Source organism: Phyllobacterium trifolii (genome assembly GCF_014192095.1).
In the GTDB taxonomy this organism is placed as follows: domain Bacteria; phylum Pseudomonadota; class Alphaproteobacteria; order Rhizobiales; family Rhizobiaceae; genus Phyllobacterium; species Phyllobacterium trifolii.
In genome coordinates this window covers 12,058-30,129 of sequence record NZ_JACHXN010000021.1, presented here as the reverse complement: position 1 = coordinate 30,129, position 18,072 = coordinate 12,058, and the positions used below count along the sequence as shown (strand labels likewise).

Here is an 18,072-nt window from a genome sequence, read left to right as displayed (position 1 = left end):
CCGCTTGTCGCCAATGCGCATGAATTCTGATAAAGGCGAGTGACTCCTGTCGAGCAAGGGTCCTTGTCATCGCACTGACGTGCGGTCGCAACTCGTCTGCAAAGGTGATAACCATTAAAAGCACTCAGATAACGACCGATCAAGGGATGCTATGAGATCAACTTGCTATGCACTTGCCGCTGCCCTCGCCGCTTCGACCTCATGCACGACCCCTGACACGATCCCGGATACTCAAGGCAGTTCCTTTGTCGACAGCAATGTCGCGGTCAACTCTCTCCGGAACTCGGTATATGACGAGTGCGGATGGGCCGCGGAGCCTTCAAGTCTCAGAAACTTGGTACCAGGCATTACCGTGGGCCGGGACGGGTTTCAAAGGATAACCAATGCGATTTGCGCAGCGGCACAGGGTACGCCGGCACCGGCATTATCGGGGGATTCTGTCACGGTTGAGGTCGAGCGGACGCTGGTGCGCGGAAGGTTTCTCGAACCGGGCGAGGCATTTGCGGTTGCGCAAGACTGAGAGTTGGATCCAGCAAACGGTACAGGAGGGTGCGTGCCGCCCCGAAGTTGCGCGAGGATCAGTCTCGGCCAGCCTCAACGAGAATCGTTACGACCTCTACCTCGGCGTTGCCGGATTCTCCCCGACCACCCGTTGCCTAGACTGCCGACAATTCTTCCGGCGTTTTGGAATAATCCGGCATTGTTGCTGGACCTCAGCAGCGACGGCATTGCCTACCAACGCGCAGCACCTCCAGTCCACTTCATAAGCCTATCCTTTCGATTGTTTTATGTGACGCTGCTGGAGAAACCAGGATAACGCCGTCCGGTCCTCTCACATATGCCAACTTGGGATGCCACTCGAATGGCGCGCTATCTCGCGATAAAATGCGCTGGCGTTTGGCGTGGGCTCGCGACGCACAGCCTGAAGTGGGAGGCTATGGTCCTCCGACGATTCTGTTTCAATCCGGCGACGTACCGGAACTGGAGTAGCCATCAAGCGATCAAGATGACGTGGGAAACAAACATTCAAAACCTCGTTAAAGTTGGCGCGGTCAAAATCACGCGGCGCGATGAAGCTGTCATTCACCAGCGCCTGGCCGACGCCGAGGCATATTTAACGGACGCTCGACATGTTACGACCACGCAATCCCGCTTCCTGCTGGCCGTTGAAGGCGTGCGCCAAGTAAGCCTCGCGGTAGCCAACCATGCCGGGATCAAAGTTATTCCCAACGCCCAGCACAAGGTTGACATATCGCAGCTGGCTGCAATGATTGCACAGCTTGAAACCGTCGCTCCCGGTGCTGCAAAGACCTTGGGAGATTTCCGGCATATCCGCATACAACGCAAAAGCGTGTCGCCTGCCCCACCGATCTCGCCGGAACAAGCAACCAAGGCAGTGGATATCCTGGAGCAGCTTCTCGCCCGTGCGCGAATTCTAACAAATGCAGGTAAAGGCCCTTAGGGGGTGCACACCTACTTATTGATCGCGGTTACGGCCAAATTGGTGAGTTTGTTGTTGGCTGCCTTTTCCTGGTCGAGAATCTCGCTCAGGAGAACATGAGCCTGTTCATTTCCAAGAACCTTTGCCCATTCGCGCAGAGAACCATAACGGGCAATTTCATAATGTTCCAGGGCCTGGCAGGCAGCCAATGCACCAGCGTCCAAGGCAACGCCCTGAGCTTCCGCAAGAACACCGTCCGTCTCTTTCAGGAGACCATCCATGGCATCACATTTCTCCCCCTCGGCCTTTACGCCAATGCTCTTGAAAACCTTTTCCAAGGTTTTGATCTGGCCCTTTGTTTCTGCAAGGTGCTCATCTAAACTCTTTTTAAGCGCTGCGTTTTTTACCGCGCTGGATACTTTTGGGAGCGCCTTTGCGATAGCATTCTCGGCGTAATAAACATCTTTGAGAGTGTGCTCAAATAACTCGGCGAGTGTTTTCATAGTTTGGTGCTCCAATTGATATCTGCACCTCAACAACTCGCAGTTACATTTATCGTTCCGGCTTCAAATAGTTTGTCCATTATCTGGCCGAGTGGCGGATTGTTGAAACGCTTCTGCCTGCTGAGCGTGGAAGAAAGTCCCGTCCAGCTCTGGACAATCGCCGTTTTTTGAACGGCATCCTGCATGTCTTGCGCATTGGTTGCCCTTGGCGCGACATGCATGAACGCTATGGCAAGTGGAACTCTGTTCTATGTCCGCTTCCGGCGCTGGGCAGAGCAAGGCGTCTGGGAAGCATTGCTCGAGACCCCTTGTCGAACTTGGGGCGGCCGACGACTGGCAGCATATGATCGACAGCACTACAGTCCGGGGCCATTCACAGGCTGCTGGTGCTAAAGGGGGACTCATGAGGCTTTTGGTCGATCACGCGGCGGCTTTACGTACAAAATCCACGCCCGCACAGACGGTCAGGGCCGCCCTCTTGGCTTTGTCCTGACGGGCGGACAAGTCTCGGATTACACCGCGGTTCCCGATCTGCTGGCAATGGCAGTCAACAGACCCAAGCTGTTCCTCGCCGACAAGGGCTATGATGCAGATGCGGTGCGCGAGAAACTGCTCATCCAAGGCATTTGCCCTGTCATTCCTCCAAAGGCCAATCGGAAAAATCCGCCCGTCTGCGATTTCAGAGCCTACAAGGACCGAAACCGTATCGAGCGCATGTTCAACAGGCTCAAGCAGTTGCGCCGGGTGGCTACTCGATACGATAAAACCAAGTGCTCGTTCGGCGCTTTCCTTGCCCCAACCGGCGCAAAGATTTGGCTCCCATATTCTGTAATGCTACGCTAACTCCCGTCCCCATAAACTGTATTCAATGTTCTTGCCGTCATTATAGCTATAAGTAGGATCATCAGCAGCATAAGACGGTTGGAATATATGTATATTTTCGAAACATTGGGTTTATTATAACGCTTATCCCGGTTGCTCAGGTTGTAACCTATTTGGATGTCAGGCGCGAAGCCTCTCCTCCTCCGGTATTTGGCGCGCCATGAAGGGTCTATTCCCTACGCGCTGGAGGCACGACCGACCTCCCTCGTTCCAGAAGTTCATGGCTGACTTCTCGGACGACCGCGCAAGTATCTGTTCAAGAAACGCTGGCCAGAGGGATTCAAATGCCCGCGTTGCACCCAAAGGAAGGGATGGCGTCTCGAGTCGCGGCCGTGGCTGTGGGAATGTTCAGCTTGCGGCCGCCAGACATCGTTGATTGCCGGCACCGTGATGCACGACCTATCTGACCTCTTGCCGCTGCCGCTTCTTACACGCCAATCCTACGCGCTCATCTCTGTATGCCGCATGTCGCGCGCTGGGGGGCTACCAAACAAACGGCCATATTCGCGGGTGAACTGCTGTACGCTTTCGTAACCAACGGCAAACGCCGCTGAGCTTGTGCTCATGCCATCTGCCAGCATCCGTCTGCGCGCCTCGATCAGGCGCAAGTGCTTTTGGAACTGCAATGGCGATAGAGTGGTGATTTCGCGAAAATGTTGGTGGAACGATGAGGTACTCATGCCCGCCGCAGCAGCTAACTCTTCTACGCGTATGGGTCTGGCATAATACTGTCTGATCATTGAGACGGCGCGCGCGATGCGTTGTGCGTGGCTGTCAGTGATGCCGAGACGGCGAATTGCCGTGCCATGCTTACCTGTCAGCAGCCAGAAATGGATTTCGCGAAGAAGTTGTTTTCCCAGTACTGGCAGCGCTGCGGGTCGGTCCAAAAGCCGCATCAAGCGCAGTGCCGCATCGGAAACATCTTCATCTGTTGGTTCGATCCGCACGGGGCTGTCGTCCCCATCGGGAATGGCCGCGATCTCGACTGAAAGCTCTCGCACCAAGGCTGGGTCGAGTTCAAGCACCAGCGAATAATACGGCGCAGCGGGGCTTGCCTGTATGATCTGGCTGACCGTGGGAACGTCTGCCGAGATCAACAGCGACTCGCCTGGCCCGAATTCGAAACTGTCGGCCCCCATCGAAACGCGTTTCCTGCCTTGCAGCAGTATGGCCACCAGCGGTTTGTTGACAGCGACTTGCAATTCGTCTGTCTGAATCGCGCGTATCGCGGCCATCCCGGGAATGGGAGTCGGGGCAGCGCCGAAATGGTCGGCACGAGCGTCGGCGTATCGCCGCACAAGATCCAGCAGGTTTCCTGTCATGCCATAAGAATGGAACTTGTCGTAGCTTCAGGCAAGGAGATATCTGGGATCAGGCGAGGTTATTCGACGTTTTCCGCACGACAACGAGTATGACCAACGCTACATTTGTAGGATCAGGCAAAGTAGCGCGAGGAACGGGCAACACGAGACGCAGCATTTACTCCATCTTCCCGACATCACTTTTGATGAAAGGAAACTACTATGACCAGCATCTCTCTCGTAACAGGCGCAAACCGCGGCCTCGGACGAAACACGGCCGTCAGCATCGCCAGACTTGGCGGGGACGTAATCATTACCTATCGCGGCAACGACGTTCAGGCCCGTGAAGTGGTGGCCGAGATCGAGGCTCTAGGTCGCAGGGCCATCGCGCTACAACTCGACATCGCCAGAATCGACAGCTTCCCCGTCTTTGCGGAAACCTTGCGCGCAGCGCTGCTACAGACCTGGGACCGCGACACGTTCGATCATCTGATCAACAACGCTGGCCATGGCGAATTCGCCATGATCGGCGAGACCACCGAGAGCCAGTTCGATGGGCTATTCGATGTCCATGTCAAAGGAGTCTTCTTCCTCGTACAGACTCTTTTGCCTCTTATCGTCGATGGGGGGCGGATCGTGAACTTCTCCTCCGGCTTGACCCGGGTCTCTTATCCAGGTTTTTCTGCATATGCCGCCGCGAAAGGAGCGATTGAGATTCTGACCGTTTATATGGCTCGTGAGTTGGGCAGTCGCGGAATCACGGTAAACACCGTCGCTCCAGGGGCTATAGAGACCGATTTCGGTGGCGGACTTGTCCGGGACAATGCCGACGTAAACGCCCAATTCGCAGGTATGACGGCACTTGGCCGAGTGGGGGTGCCAGACGATATCGGGCCGATGGTTGCAGGCCTGTTAGGTCATGACAATCGATGGGTTACCGCGCAGCGGATCGAGGTATCAGGTGGTCAGGTGATTTGACCTGACCACTTGTCGTCCAAGGCAACTCATTTCCTGTAAGTGCCGGCCCGATAAGTCGAGTTATCGGGCTGCACAGCGGCAAAAGGGAAAATTATAAGACTTATCCCGCTGGCTCAGGTCCTACAGTTCGATTACGTCCCAGAGCCACCAGAGGCCCGCCCCAGTCATGCAAAGTGTGAGAACGAGGCGGACCCGTCTGACGTTGCGGACGAATCGTTCTCCGCCCGGTGTAGCTTTGAATTTTTGATATCGCCGATGCCACCAATCAATGGCAGCTATAAACGCGGCGAAGGAGAGGACAGCGCCGACATACAAGCCTCTCTGGTAAGCCACTCGTCTCGATTATGCAAAACGAATAGTTTTTAAATTCCGTATAAGCAACAGTTTCTTATAGACCCATTTGGAAGATGCGCCCGACACCACTTTGTCAACACGGCCTAGGAGAATATCATTTGGCTTTGGAGTTGCCGGCTGCCACCATCAGTAGCGATAACCGCCACATCACGCTATTCGATAGCGCCGTCAAACAATCTGAGCGTCTCAACACGGCTGATAGGAAGCGCAAGAGGCGCTCCCTACCGTATACTGCCGCCGTAGTTTAGGCCATCGGACGGTAGTCTCGGGCTCGTTCGCGCTCCCGCATCAATTCCTCTTCGGTAAGATCAGCGCTAGTTTCATCAAAGCCCTGCCAACCTTCCTCTCGATACATCGCGCGCCGCGTATTGAGATCGACCGGAACTTTGTCGTTGATGATCGAGCGCGCAAGTTCGACCTGATCATCCTCTACTCGCGCAGAAACCAACGTGCCGCCTCTGCGGACGCCTTCTGCGTAAACGTGAGCATCGTTTTCATCGACGCCTGCGCTCGTCATTGAACCGATGATGCCTCCTGCAGCACCGCCAGCGACAGCGCCCGCAACGGCACCCGTGGCCGTGGCGACAAGCCAGCCTGCGGCAACGACTGGACCAACACCTGGGATCGCTAGCATGCCGAGGCCCGTTAGCAGGCCGCCTGCGCCGCCTACGACGGCACCGACGCCAGCCCCGGTTGCAGCACCCTCGCCTGCATTGGATTCACCAGCTTTGCCGTTACGACCCACGATGCTGATATTGGACGGAGAAATCCCTGCGTCCTCAAGTGCGCTGACGGCGGTTTTGGCATCACCGTGATTATCATATAGTCCTGTTACAGTTTGCATAGTACCTCCTGATTATCGCTAGCTGAGTTATTTGGCGGCTTCGACAATGTTGCCTTGAAAATCGAGTTTTACCTCGACTGACTTGCCATCTTTCATCGCAGGGCCGGTCCAGACGCCATCTTCACCTTTCGTCAAAGTACCGACGCCAGAATAACCCTTGGCTTCGATGCGTTCCTTGGCCTGAGACTCGGTAAAACTGTTAGCCCCTGCAACTGGAGCCGCCGGATTTTTGGTATCCGGTGTCGCGACTGCTGGTGTTTGCGAGTCCGTTGCAGGCTTTGTTGCCTCTTGGGCATGCGCCGCAGAAAGAATCGAGAGAACGCCGAGCGTGATTGCTATACGTTTCATGGTGCCTCCTTATTGACCGATGATCGATCGGTGGAATGACAACCCACCGCTGCTGCCAATGTTCCCGATGCACGTTCTAAATATATTTTTGCGCCGGCATGGAACTAAAGATGGCGGTGATGAGCTGAAGGAAACGCCATATCGGCTAACCACCAACTCATAGCTCTCGGAACCATCCACTTATTCTACCGTTTCGGAATGACACCCTGTCGTTCCCATCCCACTCACCTGAGAAGCAGTTCCCGATGCGCCTCTTTACCTGCGACAACTGCAAGAATGTTGTCTTTTTTGACAATCGCCAATGTGTCCAGTGCAAATCCAGGCTGGCCTATGAACCTGTGAGTATGACAATGCGAGCAATCAACTCCGAGGCGGAAGGGTTGTGGCGATTTGTGAGAGGCGAAAGATTGGAAGCATGCATGTGCGCAAACGCATCCTATGACGTTTGCAATTGGCTAGTCGATCCCTCGGAGAGCCAGGGTTTCTGCCTGTCTTGCCGTCATAATCGCCTGGTGCCATCCGTCAAAACAGCAGAGGGCTTAAACCATTGGCGCAAAATCAGTCGGGCGCAGCAGCACCTCTTCTATTCCATTTTGCGCTGGAATCTTCCCCACCCCGATCGCATTGAGGATCCGACGGGCGGCCTGGTTTTCGATTTCCTCGAAGATCAACATCTTCCCGGCGGAATGATTGTACCTGCGATGAGTGGCCATGACGAAGGTCTCATCACCATTCGTGCCGCCGAGGCCGATGATGCGACGCGTGAAGAGGCGAAGCAGTCCGTCCATGAATTATATCGAACATTGCTTGGTCACCTTCGTCACGAAAGCGGGCATTTCATGTGGAACAAGCTTGTCCGCGACGGCAATGACCTGGAGAACTACCGCTCGGTGTTTGGCGATGAGCGGCCAAATTATGAAGAAGCTCTCCAGCACTATTATGCCAATGGTCCCCTCTTGGGGTGGCAGGAAAGCTTCGTCTCGGCTTACGCAAGCTCCCATCCATGGGAAGACTTTGCCGAGTGCTTTGCACACTATATCCATATCGTTGACAGCCTCGAGACCGCACGCGAATTTGGCGTCGCAGCAAAACCGCCAAAGCATCTGGCAATGGCAGCATCAATCGATTTCGATCCTTATCAAGCGGGTACCGCCGAACAGCTTGTGAGCACCTGGGTCCCACTCAGTATCGCAATCAATTCCATACAGCGCAGCATGGGGCAATCCGATTCGTATCCGTTCGTCTTGTCGTCGCCGGTCATCGCCAAACTCGAATACCTGCATCGCCTTGTTCAGAGGTTCCAGCGGCAACCTTGATTAAGCAATCACTTATCACGTTGATGCGAACAATGGCGACTGAACCTACCAATCTAAAAAAACGTCTGGCCAGAAACCTTCGGGTCACAAGCGGCGTCAAAAGGCAGCAAGAGATGCTGTACAGCGCCGGTCGCGGGCGAGGACACCTCGATCAATTGCGAGAACGCCCAGAATGTTTCGCGGCAGGACGTCGAGGACTACGCCTCTGTCAGAGATTGAGGGATGGAAGCCACCTCTTCAATCAAGCCGGCGAACGAAGGACTGCCGGTCTGCCCGCTTGGAATTTCATAATGTATCTTTTTCTTCCGGAACAAATTCTTCTTCTCAGGGTTGCGTTTTTGACATCGTGTCAACTGGAGAACTTGAAATGGAAAATGCCGGAATTGGTTGGATTGCCGCAATCATCATAGGTGGTCTTGCAGGCTGGTTTGCTGAGATGTTTATGAAGAGCAATACAGGCGTAGTCATGAACGTCATTTTGGGAATCGTCGGGGCCGTCATAGCCAATGCGTTGCTGTCGTTTTTTGGCGTTATCCTGACGGGGTGGCTGGGCTATCTGGTCGCCGGATTTATCGGAGCATGCATTCTCATCGCGGTGGGCCGGATGTTTCGAGGAACCACGGCCGTGTGAGACTACCCTAGCACTCGCCCGGTGTAGGAGATTTCGCCGGGGTTATTCAGCGGGCTCGAGAAGGCAACACGTCTTCAAGACAATACAGGATTGATCAATGCAGACCGAACCCACGCGCGATACAGGTGAAGCCGAAGTTGAAAGCGATACTTACTTGGTTGACCAGGTTCTCGAACAACGCAAGAAAGACCCGGGCGAAGCTATATCGCAAGACCTGCCTATGTCGGATCAACTGGCGGCACTGCGGGCGGAGATTGGCCGTCTGGCCGAGTCGATAAGTCTTATCGCTGAGGAAGCAACCGCAATCGTGGCCCGAGCGCCAGCACGGTTACGTTCCGAGGCAGAAAGACAATTTCATAAGCGCCCTTTAATCTCACTGCTGGCAATCGGCATTTTGAGCTTCCATCTTACACACGCGCTCTTTGGCAGCTCTCGCAGAATGAGATGACAACCATGGAGGCCCCCCCGCTTGAACGAAAGCTCGTTGCAATTCTGGCGGCCGATGTCGAAGGGTATTCGAGATTGATGCATCGGGATGAAGAGGCGGCCTTGCAACACTATCGTCGCACCGTTCAATCATCGACGCCATAATTATTCAGGGCCGTGGAGAAATCTCCGGGACGGCGGGCGACAGCGTTCTGGCAGAGTTCGCCAGCGTCGTCGATGCCGTTCATTCCGCCGTCTCGATCCAGCAAGCCCTGACCAAAGCCAACGCCGCTTTACCCCCGGACCGGAGTATGATGTTGCGCATCGAAAATCCGCGGTGCTTCACAGGAAATTTTTGCCGTGGCGGGCGAAAAGATGAACCTCGTTGATGATATGCTGGATGAACTCTATCGGCAGCTATCTGACGTCGATCGTATGCTGGAAACTTACGCGTCGAAACGAGAATGATACGGCGACGTTGACGCCGGTTGTCTCCCCTGATCAGAAGATCATCGGGCTCCAGACGATCAAATGGAAAGCCGCCAGGGAGGCAGTATGAGAAAAGTCAGTGTAACCAACTCTGCGCTGTGGGGGCATGTTTCGGGTTCCTCTGCATGGCAGCGATAATCCTTCTTACGCGAGAGCTCGTAGCGTGCCTATGGTTGGGTACTCGATCGACCTTCACGGTGGTGCTGTAGCCGGACAGGTTGTTCTCCCTGTGGCATGGATTCGGAATTTGACCATGCGCGCGAAACAGCAATGCATATCTCCATTCAGAACGGTTCCTAAACATCGGACTGCGTGCACGGCAACAACCGGCAATCATCGACCACGTTATGGCCACGCCGAAGACTGGTGTAAAATTGAAGATTAGGACGTCCAAAACGGAGCACGCAGGCGCGGTGCCCGCCGTTCTGGACGATGCTTATGATGTCTATTGGCCACTGCCAGAATTGGGGTGTCCCCGACTCAGTTGCACCTCGTCGCCGGTCCAGCGCCGCAGCCCTTCTCGGCAGGTTTTCTCACACCGCTTGGCCCGGTCAGCGCACCGACCTGACGCCCGTAGTTGTCGCGGGTGTTTTGATCGACGACGGCAACGGGAGCGGCCAGGATCAGTCCGGCAGCATTACCCGCTGCGGCAGCAGTGCCCGTTGTCGCCACAAGTATCTGGTCGCCGAAGCCTACCCTGTTATCCGTGAGCGTCTGGCCTTCCGAAATACGTTTACCGATGAGCTGGACGACCTCCGGAGACTGGGCGAACTTGCTGTGATGAAGGTCGTCGCCGACCTTGATCTTTGTCAGGTCAATGACGGCGATCTTGTTGTCTTCAAGTTCCTGTTTGAATGGCGGCTGCTCTGGGTCGATGGACCCAAGCCGGGCCACGTTTCCCCACACCCGCCGTGAAAACGCCAGCGCGCGGTCGTCGCGGGAAACGAACAGCGTAAACTGCGGATGCTGCTTTCCCATGTCGACGATCTGCGAGCGGAACACGTCGACATCCACATCGGGAGCTGCCAGCATGACGTTCTTGAATTTCGCCGGCAGCTTACCGTTGCGGATCGCCATCTGACGCAGGGATTCCAGGGCAAGCCAGTTTCCCATCGAATGGGCCAGAACCGAGACTTCCTTCACCTCGGGATCCTTCGCCAGATACTGGAACAGGTTCTCCAGAGCGTTGCGCGTGTAATTCGTGCTCTCGCGGTCATAGCCGTAAGCAAGCAGACTGCCGCGCGAAGGCCACGTCACCAGCACAGGGGCACTATGCACGCCGGAATCCTGGACAATCTGCGCGAAACGGTAGACTGAGTCTTCGAACCGATTGTTGAACCCGTGGACGAAGACGAGAACGCTGTGGTCCGGGCTTTTCTTGACGGAGACGTTCAGCCATTTTATCGCCCCCTCCCGCGTCAATTCATCTGCTTTCAAGGTGGCGAAGTCCGTCGCCGGGTTCGGCGGCAACCTTTTCGGCCAGGCGACCTCCCCCTCCTTCCGAACATTTTTTGGCGGGATCGACACGATGATGTCTGCAAATGCTGGAGCCAAACCGCGCTCCCCCGTAAACATCTCACCGCGATTGGAGGAGCGGCTGCGGGTCGTCGTAACCAGCATTTCGACCCTGCTCGACGTAGGCGCGGTGTCGGCAACTGGCAACAACACGTTTTTTGGACGACCAGCACAACCTGCCGCGAGCACGAGGACGCCGCAGACCAACACCCATTTGGGCCACTCGAAGAAAAGAGGCGACTTAGGGACCATCAGTGAACTCCCCACACCGTCGCTTCACAGATTGAACAGAACCCCCCAGTTCTTTTTCGCTCAAACGTAAAGTGCGATCACATTTAAAGAATAATTTAAGTTTGAAACAGGTAAATACCCATACCAGAGGAACGCTACTGCCGCAAACGTCATTGGTGCCACGAATGATCGGACTGCCATTGATTTCGGCAAAGGGCGGCGTTGCGAATTTCCGCTGTGCTATCGGTATCATTGTTTTTGCGGTGCAGCCGGAGACGGCACATCGATTCTGATCAGTCGGGAGAACTCCGGTGACAATCCCGCTGCCTTGGCCCGCTCGGCAATATGGGAGCGTTGCCGCAAATCCGCGAGCGGCAGACTGGTATCGAGCGCGCCCCGCTCATAGGCGTATTCTGGAAGATAGCCATTGACGATCAGCCGCCAGTCGAGAGGAACCACGTCGCCGACGGCCCGCATCATCTTGACGATCGTTGTCGTGCAGTTCGTCGTGATCGAGTTGTAGATTCCGGCGTCGTGGAAAGCGCGTTGGCATCCTGAACATACTCAAGCAGCAGCGCGCGGGCCGCTTCAGGCGGCGCTCTGAGGCGATAGATCTGGACATCTTCGCCGCGAAAGTTCGATCGCACCCCGACCACATCGCGCTCATCCGACGCTATGATCACCAGCGGATCGCTCTTGAAGAGGTCGGCAACGGGCGAAAACGCGCCCCCGACGCGCCGCCTCACCTCAACCGACCAGGCGATATAGTCCCCGTCTTCGAAGCCGAAGCTTAGAATAACATGGGCGATGTTGGGATTTCCCCATTGTGACAAGAAGAGATCAGCCGTGCGAAGCTTGTTCAGATTATAGGTCCGCGTCACCCAGCGCTCGGTGAAATCTGTTTTGCTGTGCCATCCGAAGTCGCGGACGTTGTTCAGCGTCAAGACATCACCGTTACGCGTTCCGGTGACCTGCCGCGCCACCTCCGGTGCCCAGTCCGCATGTTCCAGCGGCTTGATCGTGCTCCACCACGTCAGCAGCAAGACAAAACACAATAGAAACAGGAGCAGCAACCAGTTCCTGAGCCTCGTGAAGATGGCGACTATCGTTGCAAGGCCAAAAACACCACACAAGAAGGCAGCCACAATTCTCGCAGACGGTGGCACGGGCAGCTGGTACCACAGTGCTCCCACCGCCCACGCCGTGGCAACAAGGATGATTGAAGCCAGAATGCCGGCAAACAGCAAACGCCCTATAAGTCGCATAGTCCGCTACTTGATCCTGTCGATTTGCCTGCCCATGACTTTGCCAACAACCAATCTCGGGCCCCGCTTGCCTGCGGCATGATCAAGGTGCCGGGTTCAAAGTGACGGTCGTGACCCCTCCGGCGAAGTTGATGCCCTCTTGGCCCTCGACCGAAATCGGCTGCAGGGAAAACGCCTTGCCCGTACCCCCGACAAGGATGTTTGCACCTGCTCCGGGCCCGACCGAGGCATTGGCTCCTATACCTGCATAGGTGCCTGCGAGCGCTCCTGCGGCAAGTCCGCTGGTCGCCGCAACGACGCCCCAGATCAGGTGGCCCGACGCGACCTCGCCGATTGCGATGCCGTACTCGTCGATCGATCCGGTGTAGTTCTCGGTATTGCCGCTCTTCTGTTTGAACGAGCAGGTCAGTTTCTGCTTCTCCACGACGAACATTCCGATCCCTTTGGAGACATCGCAGGCGAGCGTTCCAATCTGGACTGACTCCGCATTTGCATCGAAGGGCATGAACGCGGCGGCACTGGCAAGCACCTTATGAAAGAAAGTCATTCGCAACTCCTGTTCTTCTTTGGTCAGTTGAAACACCATCCAGTCAGTTCCGGCGAACCCCATAGGTTCGTGCCAGAACCAAGAAGTGAAGTACGTAACCGTTACAGGTCCGCTACTTCATCCGCCCGAGGTTGATCAATTGCACGCGCCGGTTGTCCGCCGCCTTTGGGTTGGCTGGATCCACCGGCATCTCCTGGCCCACACCGACGGAATAGAGCCGGTTGCGCGGAATGGCGAATGTCGTTGCCAAGGCTTCCGTGATCGCATCCGCACGCTCCTGGCTCAGTTTGAGATTGTGTTTGGCGTCGCCGGTAGAACTTGTGTGGCCAACAACGAGAAACTTGTAGAACATCAAATTGGGATGATGCAGGGCATCGGCGATCAGGCCGACCGTGCGGTATGACTTCGGTTCGATGGCAATGGAATCGTTCTCGAAGTCAATTTCGACAAGCAGCTGCGACAGGTTGGCGAGCTGGCTCCAGTTCGGTTGGCCGGAAACGCCTTTGCCAACGTTGGCATTTGCTTCCTGCATGAGTAAAGCCGGATCTATGACAGGTGCAGCTTTGGAGATTTGGCTCAGACTGCTGAGCAGCTGCTGATTGCTGAGTTGCTGAGCCGAGGCGATGCCGGCCATCAGCAAAAGACCCAGCGCCACACCGGCACGAAGTTGACGAATGAACATTTTCTTTCCCCCGAGTGTGGTCATGATCTACCGCCATCCTGCATCTGTGATCGCTTGGTTGCACTTGCCGTTGTCGACGCGTTTCGACTTCAGCAGGCAAGCAAGAATGTTGCCTTCCCCCTTCATGCCTCCACAATACTGCGCCGCGTCGTGCGCACAAATCTTGAAGAACCCGGTCTGCGCCGCCTGTCGCTGCTGGATCGAAGTGGTCACCTGGCCCAGCGTGGAGGTACAGGTCGACGACACCTTTGCTTGGTTTTTCTGCAGGCAGTCCTGAATCCGGTTGTTGCCTAGATTGAGGCCTTTACAGACTTTCTTGATGTCCGAGCCACAATCCTTGGCAAGCGCCGTTACCGCATCGGCGTAGCTCATCGTATCCGCTCGCCCAATCGCGGTTGAGGAAAGCGAAGCGACAACGATCGCCGTGCCCAACAAATAAAGTCTGTTCATTGCTCAAAACTCCCGGGTCTGATTCCTGCGGCAGTCTATCGAATGGCCGAGAAGTGGCTATTGTCCTTTAGGGAAGGCGTCATCCGCCTAAGCGGCCAAGCCTCGTCGACGTGCCAGGGATGCACATTGCCCTCGGGGCTGTATTCTGACTCTTCATAAGGACAATAGGATGGACGAAGTTTCAAACACCAACCCTGTTCTGGAAATTGTCGTCGGCACGCTGATATTGATCGTGGTCATTTTCGTCCATGGTGCAGGTATCAGGGTCATAAATCGACAGTTCAGCAAATCGTGGATTCGTATCACCAAAAATACGTCACACTGGCGGCCGAACTTGTTGCTCGCCGCCACCATTGCCTCCCTTGCGACCTTGCATTTTGCCGAAACTCTTATCTGGGCCGTTCCGATATCCGTGCGCGGTTTGATTCCGCCGATGCGCGATAGCTATTATTTCGTCCTGGAAAACTATACGACCCTCGGCGAAGGCACCATCAGATTGCCCGATCAATGGCGGTTGCTTGGGCCAATCATAGCGATATCGGGTTTGTTCACCTTCGGATGGACGGGCAGCGTTCTGGTAAGCATCATGACCGAATTTGGCAGACTAGATAGAGATCGGGCCAAGAACTCAGACGGTGGCATTTCTTCAGGTGATGCCGATGTGGATGGATAGGAAATAATCGTTGCCCCGTACGATCCTTCACATAGATTGCGTGAAGGTTGTTCGGCCTGCGGTCAATTGAGTTGGCTGAAACATGGATTACCTGGACGTTCAATCTCGAGTGGTCGCCGATGCCTCCCCAAGGGCTTTGATCAACAACGCGCTTGGAAACGGCTTGCGCAGATAGGCAACGCAGCCCGTACGCGCCGCTTCCGCTTCAAGAGCAGCATCCTCAAGTGCGGTGACGAATATCACCGGAAGCCTGGATCCGGACGCCCTCAATCGGCGCTGCAGTTCGATCCCCGACATACCGACAAGATCGACGTCGAGGACAAGGCAATCAATTTTGGTGTCGGGGCGGTCCAAGTAAGCTTCGGCCGACGAATATCCTTCTGTCGTATAACCATGGGCATTCAGCAGGCGTTGGACACTCCTCAACATACTCGGATCATCTTCAACGACAGCAATCCTCCATGGGAGCTTTTCCACCTCGTCCTCTTTTCAGCCGGCCTCTGAATGTCACCAGCTCGACCGATGATAGGATTGACAGGTAGCGTCGTATATTGTCCTAAGGGGAAGTATCAAAGCGGCGCTCTGGCTTGGGCGAAGTATCCAACAATCCCTTTCTCTCGGCGATCGACACGGCCTCCGCCAGCGATTTGGCTCCCAGTTTTTCCATGACGCAGTGCCGATGAGCTTTGACGGTTCGCTCCGACGTGCTGATGGTGTAGGCGATCTGCTTGTTGCGGTTGCCCCGGACCATAAGACTGAACACCTCGTATTCGCGTGGGGTCAGGCTCGCCACGAGGACCTCGAGCGCATGAACGCGATCGTGTTCAAGTTGACGCCTCTCGGACTCCAACAGCGCCCGGTCTATCGCCTCCTTCAGGGTCTCGCCGGAAGCCGGCTTCTCCAGGAAATCTTCGGCACCCGCCTTGATTGCACGCACGCCGGCCTGGATGTTGCCCGCGCCGGTAAGATAGATGATGGGCAGCAGCGGCGCTGTTTCGGCAAGACGCTCTTGCAGGGCCGCACCGCTCAAGCCGGGCAGTTGGAGGTCGAGGAGAATGCAACCGGGTTCCGCATTCGGCAGCGTCGTCAGAAACTGATCGCCCGATTCATAGAACGCCACGCGGAAGCCATAGGATGCGATCAATCGGCCAACGGCAGTTCGAAACGAGTTGTCGTCGTCGACAATGTGAATAACGGGATTCATGTGACGCACCCGCTTTGCACGAGAGGCAGGTTGAAACGAATGACAGCGCCCCCGTCAGGCCGGTTGTCTGCCCATATCTTGCCTGCATAGGTTTCTACGATCATCCGCGCGATGGAAAGACCAAGCCCCGTTCCAGTCGGCTTGGTCGTGTAAAATGGATCAAAGATGCCGACGAGCTGTTCGCAGGGAATGCCACATCCGGTATCCGAAATCGACAACTCAACCTTGCTTTCTTTGGTCAGCCGGGTCTGGAACACCAGCCTTCGCTCGGTCGCCGCCACGTCGAGCATGGCATCCATCGCATTGGTGGCAAGATTGAGAATGACTTGCTGGATATGGACCCTGTCGGCCCGCACCCGCAATTCCTCCATTGCGCCTTTGGAACTGACGATGATGTTTCGCCGCTCGGCTTCGGGGCGGAGGATTTTGATTGCGCTGCTGATCACTTCGTTAAGGTCGAATTCCTGCCAGTCGATTTCACTGCGCTTCTTCAGCAGTCCCCGCAACCGCGTGATGATGTCGCCGGCCCGCTGATCGTCGTCTTTTATGTCAACGAGGATCTGCTTGATCAGATTGAGATCGGGTGTCTCGCCCCGGAGCAACATTTCCCCCGCCTCGGCGTTGCTGCGGATCGCGCCGAGCGGCTGGTTGAGTTCATGCGCGATCGAGGCGGTCAACGCGCCGGCCGTTGCGGACTGGTTGAGATGCACGAGCTCGAGGAGACGGACGCGCAATTCCAGTTCGGCGGCACGGCGGCGGCGGCGTTCGACAAGAAGGCCGGCAATCACGACACCTTGCGCCGCGATGACGGCGAGTGTGGTCAGGACCGCCGGCCAGTGCTCTTCCCAGAGAGTTTTCTCCCTGAACCATTGGACAGTTCCCGCGGGAAGATCGCTTTCCGACAATCCCCAACGCTTCAGTTGTCTCGCATCGGCAATATAGATCGGCGCAGCGTCAACATTGACAATCGGCTTTCCGGCAATCGCATCGAGGGCGAGGTCTGCAACGGCCAGACCCAGAGACTCGAAAGTGACCATGTTGCCGCCGACGATGCCGTGGTCGATGTAGGTGGGATAAGGGCCATAGATCGGTGCGCTGGCCGTCGCCGCAATCTGCCTGAGCGCTTCGCGCGGAATGAAGTTACGGCCGGTGCTGTCTTTAAAAATAGTCAGGGCGAGAACGATGCTGTCCGGGGGAAAGCGAGCGGCCCGCTCGACGAACTCGTCGATGGTCAAGTTCTCCAGGTAAGTGGTGTCATAGTTCTTGGCCAAAACCGCAAGATCGGCACGGGCCGTTGCCAGCCACGCACGGTCCAGATCCGCCGATCCCCCGATAATAAAGAGATGCCGCGCCTTCGGCTGCAGGCTGCGGGCCATCTCGAGGGTCTTCACTATGTCGTCTTTGTTGAAGACACCGAACACGTCGCCCGGCAAGCCTATGTTCTCGGCGGTGGATCTGCTGAGGCCCGTGGTGACGATCCGCGCGCCGGGAGCGACGGTGTCGCGGTGGGTGGCAATGAAGCTTGCCGATTCGTCACTGAGCGCAATCACCACATCCGGCCGACGGTTGCGATACTTGTCGGTGAGGAAGTGCGCCATTTTCTCGACATGGGCTTTTTCCGGAAATCTTGTGAGGTCGAGAAATTCCGAGAAAATATCGACCTTGCCCCCTGTCCCTTCCCGCAGCCGGTTTCGCACTGCCTCGCCGGCTTCGGTCGTTGCCGCTATCCGTTCGTCGTAAGGATAAAGAATAAGGACACGGGGCACCCGGCCAACGATCTCCATCGAGACGGCCGGTCCAGCGGCCAGCATCGGGAGAACCAGGAAAAAGAACGCGACCGATATCCCGACAAGCCGGCTCGAACGAACCTTCCAATTGCGCACCATGAACGTTCTTGCCCCCAACAAGACGGACCCATAGTAGCAGATTGAGCAGAGGACGGTATCCGTGGAAGTGTGTAGGTGATCCCAAGGGTATGCCCGCTCCGACGTG

The 18,072-nt window shown here is 56.0% G+C and carries 19 protein-coding genes and 3 pseudogenes; 10 read left to right on the top strand and 12 right to left on the bottom strand.

What is annotated here, in order from left to right; translation table 11 throughout:
- Positions 1 to 151 precede the first annotated feature (151 nt).
- Positions 152 to 520: a hypothetical protein gene (locus FHS21_RS24190; RefSeq protein ID WP_183664521.1), complete on the top strand. Its 369-nt coding sequence runs from the start codon at positions 152 to 154 to the stop codon at positions 518 to 520.
- Between the two features lie 342 nt (positions 521 to 862).
- Positions 863 to 1,462, top strand: coding sequence for a hypothetical protein (locus FHS21_RS24185; protein ID WP_183664519.1), 600 nt, complete (start codon positions 863 to 865; stop codon positions 1,460 to 1,462).
- A gap of 11 nt (positions 1,463 to 1,473) precedes the next feature.
- Here FHS21_RS24185 and FHS21_RS24180 read toward each other — a convergent pair whose 3' ends face one another.
- The gene (locus FHS21_RS24180; RefSeq protein WP_112529789.1) at positions 1,474 to 1,944 is read right to left on the bottom strand and encodes a YciE/YciF ferroxidase family protein; all 471 of its coding nucleotides are present in this window, start codon (positions 1,942 to 1,944) and stop codon (positions 1,474 to 1,476) included.
- Between the two features lie 83 nt (positions 1,945 to 2,027).
- Here FHS21_RS24180 and FHS21_RS31655 point away from each other — a divergent pair.
- Positions 2,028 to 2,787, top strand: a pseudogene (locus tag FHS21_RS31655) (IS5 family transposase).
- Between the two features lie 199 nt (positions 2,788 to 2,986).
- Positions 2,987 to 3,222, top strand: a pseudogene (locus tag FHS21_RS31650) (transposase family protein); the annotation flags it as partial.
- Between the two features lie 44 nt (positions 3,223 to 3,266).
- Here FHS21_RS31650 and FHS21_RS24165 read toward each other — a convergent pair.
- Positions 3,267 to 4,148: an AraC family transcriptional regulator gene (locus FHS21_RS24165; protein WP_183664517.1), complete on the bottom strand. Its 882-nt coding sequence runs from the start codon at positions 4,146 to 4,148 to the stop codon at positions 3,267 to 3,269.
- Between the two features lie 201 nt (positions 4,149 to 4,349).
- Here FHS21_RS24165 and FHS21_RS24160 point away from each other — a divergent pair, with 201 nt between their 5' ends.
- Positions 4,350 to 5,105 (top strand): SDR family NAD(P)-dependent oxidoreductase, encoded by a 756-nt coding sequence (locus tag FHS21_RS24160; protein WP_112529785.1) that lies wholly within the window; start codon positions 4,350 to 4,352, stop codon positions 5,103 to 5,105.
- Positions 5,106 to 5,703: 598 nt separating this feature from the next.
- Here the strand turns inward: FHS21_RS24160 and FHS21_RS24155 are convergent.
- The gene (locus tag FHS21_RS24155) at positions 5,704 to 6,303 is read right to left on the bottom strand and encodes a general stress protein (RefSeq protein ID WP_183664514.1); all 600 of its coding nucleotides are present in this window, start codon (positions 6,301 to 6,303) and stop codon (positions 5,704 to 5,706) included.
- 27 nt (positions 6,304 to 6,330) lie between these two features.
- Positions 6,331 to 6,651, bottom strand: coding sequence for a PepSY domain-containing protein (locus FHS21_RS24150; RefSeq protein WP_112529781.1), 321 nt, complete (start codon positions 6,649 to 6,651; stop codon positions 6,331 to 6,333).
- A gap of 245 nt (positions 6,652 to 6,896) precedes the next feature.
- Here FHS21_RS24150 and FHS21_RS24145 point away from each other — a divergent pair, with 245 nt between their 5' ends.
- The 4 genes from FHS21_RS24145 to FHS21_RS24130 all read left to right on the top strand — a co-directional run bounded on the left by FHS21_RS24145 (position 6,897) and on the right by FHS21_RS24130 (position 9,583).
- A complete protein-coding gene (locus FHS21_RS24145; RefSeq protein WP_112529778.1) occupies positions 6,897 to 7,967 on the top strand; it encodes a zinc-binding metallopeptidase family protein in 1,071 nt (356 codons plus the stop codon).
- Between the two features lie 367 nt (positions 7,968 to 8,334).
- Positions 8,335 to 8,598: a GlsB/YeaQ/YmgE family stress response membrane protein gene (locus FHS21_RS24140; RefSeq protein ID WP_112529775.1), complete on the top strand. Its 264-nt coding sequence runs from the start codon at positions 8,335 to 8,337 to the stop codon at positions 8,596 to 8,598.
- Positions 8,599 to 8,695: 97 nt separating this feature from the next.
- Positions 8,696 to 9,046 carry a hypothetical protein gene (locus tag FHS21_RS24135; protein WP_112529773.1) on the top strand — a complete coding sequence of 117 codons (351 nt, stop codon included), beginning with the start codon at positions 8,696 to 8,698 and terminating at the stop codon, positions 9,044 to 9,046.
- Positions 9,047 to 9,424: 378 nt separating this feature from the next.
- Positions 9,425 to 9,583: a hypothetical protein gene (locus FHS21_RS24130; RefSeq protein WP_183664512.1), complete on the top strand. Its 159-nt coding sequence runs from the start codon at positions 9,425 to 9,427 to the stop codon at positions 9,581 to 9,583.
- 410 nt (positions 9,584 to 9,993) lie between these two features.
- Here FHS21_RS24130 and FHS21_RS24125 read toward each other — a convergent pair whose 3' ends face one another.
- The 5 genes and pseudogenes from FHS21_RS24125 to FHS21_RS24105 form a co-directional block, all read right to left on the bottom strand.
- Positions 9,994 to 11,280: an alpha/beta hydrolase gene (locus FHS21_RS24125; RefSeq protein ID WP_183664510.1), complete on the bottom strand. Its 1,287-nt coding sequence runs from the start codon at positions 11,278 to 11,280 to the stop codon at positions 9,994 to 9,996.
- A 228-nt stretch (positions 11,281 to 11,508) separates the two neighbouring features.
- A pseudogene (locus FHS21_RS24120) lies at positions 11,509 to 12,524 on the bottom strand (Lnb N-terminal periplasmic domain-containing protein).
- Positions 12,525 to 12,606: 82 nt separating this feature from the next.
- Positions 12,607 to 13,071: a DUF992 domain-containing protein gene (locus FHS21_RS24115; protein WP_158482215.1), complete on the bottom strand. Its 465-nt coding sequence runs from the start codon at positions 13,069 to 13,071 to the stop codon at positions 12,607 to 12,609.
- Positions 13,072 to 13,183: 112 nt separating this feature from the next.
- A complete protein-coding gene (locus tag FHS21_RS24110) occupies positions 13,184 to 13,753 on the bottom strand; it encodes an OmpA family protein (RefSeq protein ID WP_246411186.1) in 570 nt (189 codons plus the stop codon).
- Positions 13,754 to 13,780: 27 nt separating this feature from the next.
- On the bottom strand, positions 13,781 to 14,203 hold the full coding sequence (locus FHS21_RS24105) for a hypothetical protein (protein ID WP_183664506.1): 423 nt from the start codon (positions 14,201 to 14,203) through the stop codon (positions 13,781 to 13,783).
- A 169-nt stretch (positions 14,204 to 14,372) separates the two neighbouring features.
- On the opposite strand from FHS21_RS24105, the gene FHS21_RS24100 reads away from it, so the two are divergent.
- Entirely contained in the window at positions 14,373 to 14,876 is a 504-nt protein-coding gene (locus FHS21_RS24100; protein ID WP_112532677.1) for a two pore domain potassium channel family protein, read from the top strand.
- A gap of 99 nt (positions 14,877 to 14,975) precedes the next feature.
- On the opposite strand, the gene FHS21_RS24095 is transcribed toward FHS21_RS24100, so the two are convergent.
- The 3 genes from FHS21_RS24095 to FHS21_RS24085 form a co-directional block, all read right to left on the bottom strand.
- On the bottom strand, positions 14,976 to 15,353 hold the full coding sequence (locus tag FHS21_RS24095; RefSeq protein WP_183664504.1) for a response regulator transcription factor: 378 nt from the start codon (positions 15,351 to 15,353) through the stop codon (positions 14,976 to 14,978).
- Positions 15,354 to 15,432: 79 nt separating this feature from the next.
- Positions 15,433 to 16,080 carry a response regulator transcription factor gene (locus FHS21_RS24090; RefSeq protein WP_183664502.1) on the bottom strand — a complete coding sequence of 216 codons (648 nt, stop codon included), beginning with the start codon at positions 16,078 to 16,080 and terminating at the stop codon, positions 15,433 to 15,435.
- Positions 16,077 to 17,966, bottom strand: a complete 1,890-nt coding sequence (locus FHS21_RS24085) for a sensor histidine kinase (RefSeq protein WP_183664500.1) — start codon at positions 17,964 to 17,966, stop codon at positions 16,077 to 16,079. The genes FHS21_RS24090 and FHS21_RS24085 overlap by 4 nt, the downstream gene beginning before the upstream one ends.
- Positions 17,967 to 18,072 lie beyond the last annotated feature (106 nt).

Excerpts from the sequence above, each read along its gene's own strand:
- FHS21_RS24190 (WP_183664521.1), top strand. The coding sequence starts at position 152 with ATGAGATCAACTTGCTATGCACTTGCCGCTGCCCTCGCCGCTTCGACC.
- FHS21_RS24185 (WP_183664519.1), top strand. The coding sequence starts at position 863 with ATGGCGCGCTATCTCGCGATAAAATGCGCTGGCGTTTGGCGTGGGCTC.
- FHS21_RS24180 (WP_112529789.1), bottom strand. The coding sequence starts at position 1,944 with ATGAAAACACTCGCCGAGTTATTTGAGCACACTCTCAAAGATGTTTAT.
- FHS21_RS24165 (WP_183664517.1), bottom strand. The coding sequence starts at position 4,148 with ATGACAGGAAACCTGCTGGATCTTGTGCGGCGATACGCCGACGCTCGT.
- FHS21_RS24160 (WP_112529785.1), top strand. The coding sequence starts at position 4,350 with ATGACCAGCATCTCTCTCGTAACAGGCGCAAACCGCGGCCTCGGACGA.
- FHS21_RS24155 (WP_183664514.1), bottom strand. The coding sequence starts at position 6,303 with ATGCAAACTGTAACAGGACTATATGATAATCACGGTGATGCCAAAACC.
- FHS21_RS24150 (WP_112529781.1), bottom strand. The coding sequence starts at position 6,651 with ATGAAACGTATAGCAATCACGCTCGGCGTTCTCTCGATTCTTTCTGCG.
- FHS21_RS24145 (WP_112529778.1), top strand. The coding sequence starts at position 6,897 with ATGCGCCTCTTTACCTGCGACAACTGCAAGAATGTTGTCTTTTTTGAC.
- FHS21_RS24140 (WP_112529775.1), top strand. The coding sequence starts at position 8,335 with ATGGAAAATGCCGGAATTGGTTGGATTGCCGCAATCATCATAGGTGGT.
- FHS21_RS24135 (WP_112529773.1), top strand. The coding sequence starts at position 8,696 with ATGCAGACCGAACCCACGCGCGATACAGGTGAAGCCGAAGTTGAAAGC.
- FHS21_RS24130 (WP_183664512.1), top strand. The coding sequence starts at position 9,425 with ATGAACTCTATCGGCAGCTATCTGACGTCGATCGTATGCTGGAAACTT.
- FHS21_RS24125 (WP_183664510.1), bottom strand. The coding sequence starts at position 11,280 with ATGGTCCCTAAGTCGCCTCTTTTCTTCGAGTGGCCCAAATGGGTGTTG.
- FHS21_RS24115 (WP_158482215.1), bottom strand. The coding sequence starts at position 13,071 with ATGACTTTCTTTCATAAGGTGCTTGCCAGTGCCGCCGCGTTCATGCCC.
- FHS21_RS24110 (WP_246411186.1), bottom strand. The coding sequence starts at position 13,753 with ATGTTCATTCGTCAACTTCGTGCCGGTGTGGCGCTGGGTCTTTTGCTG.
- FHS21_RS24105 (WP_183664506.1), bottom strand. The coding sequence starts at position 14,203 with ATGAACAGACTTTATTTGTTGGGCACGGCGATCGTTGTCGCTTCGCTT.
- FHS21_RS24100 (WP_112532677.1), top strand. The coding sequence starts at position 14,373 with ATGGACGAAGTTTCAAACACCAACCCTGTTCTGGAAATTGTCGTCGGC.
- FHS21_RS24090 (WP_183664502.1), bottom strand. The coding sequence starts at position 16,080 with ATGAATCCCGTTATTCACATTGTCGACGACGACAACTCGTTTCGAACT.
- FHS21_RS24085 (WP_183664500.1), bottom strand. The coding sequence starts at position 17,966 with ATGGTGCGCAATTGGAAGGTTCGTTCGAGCCGGCTTGTCGGGATATCG.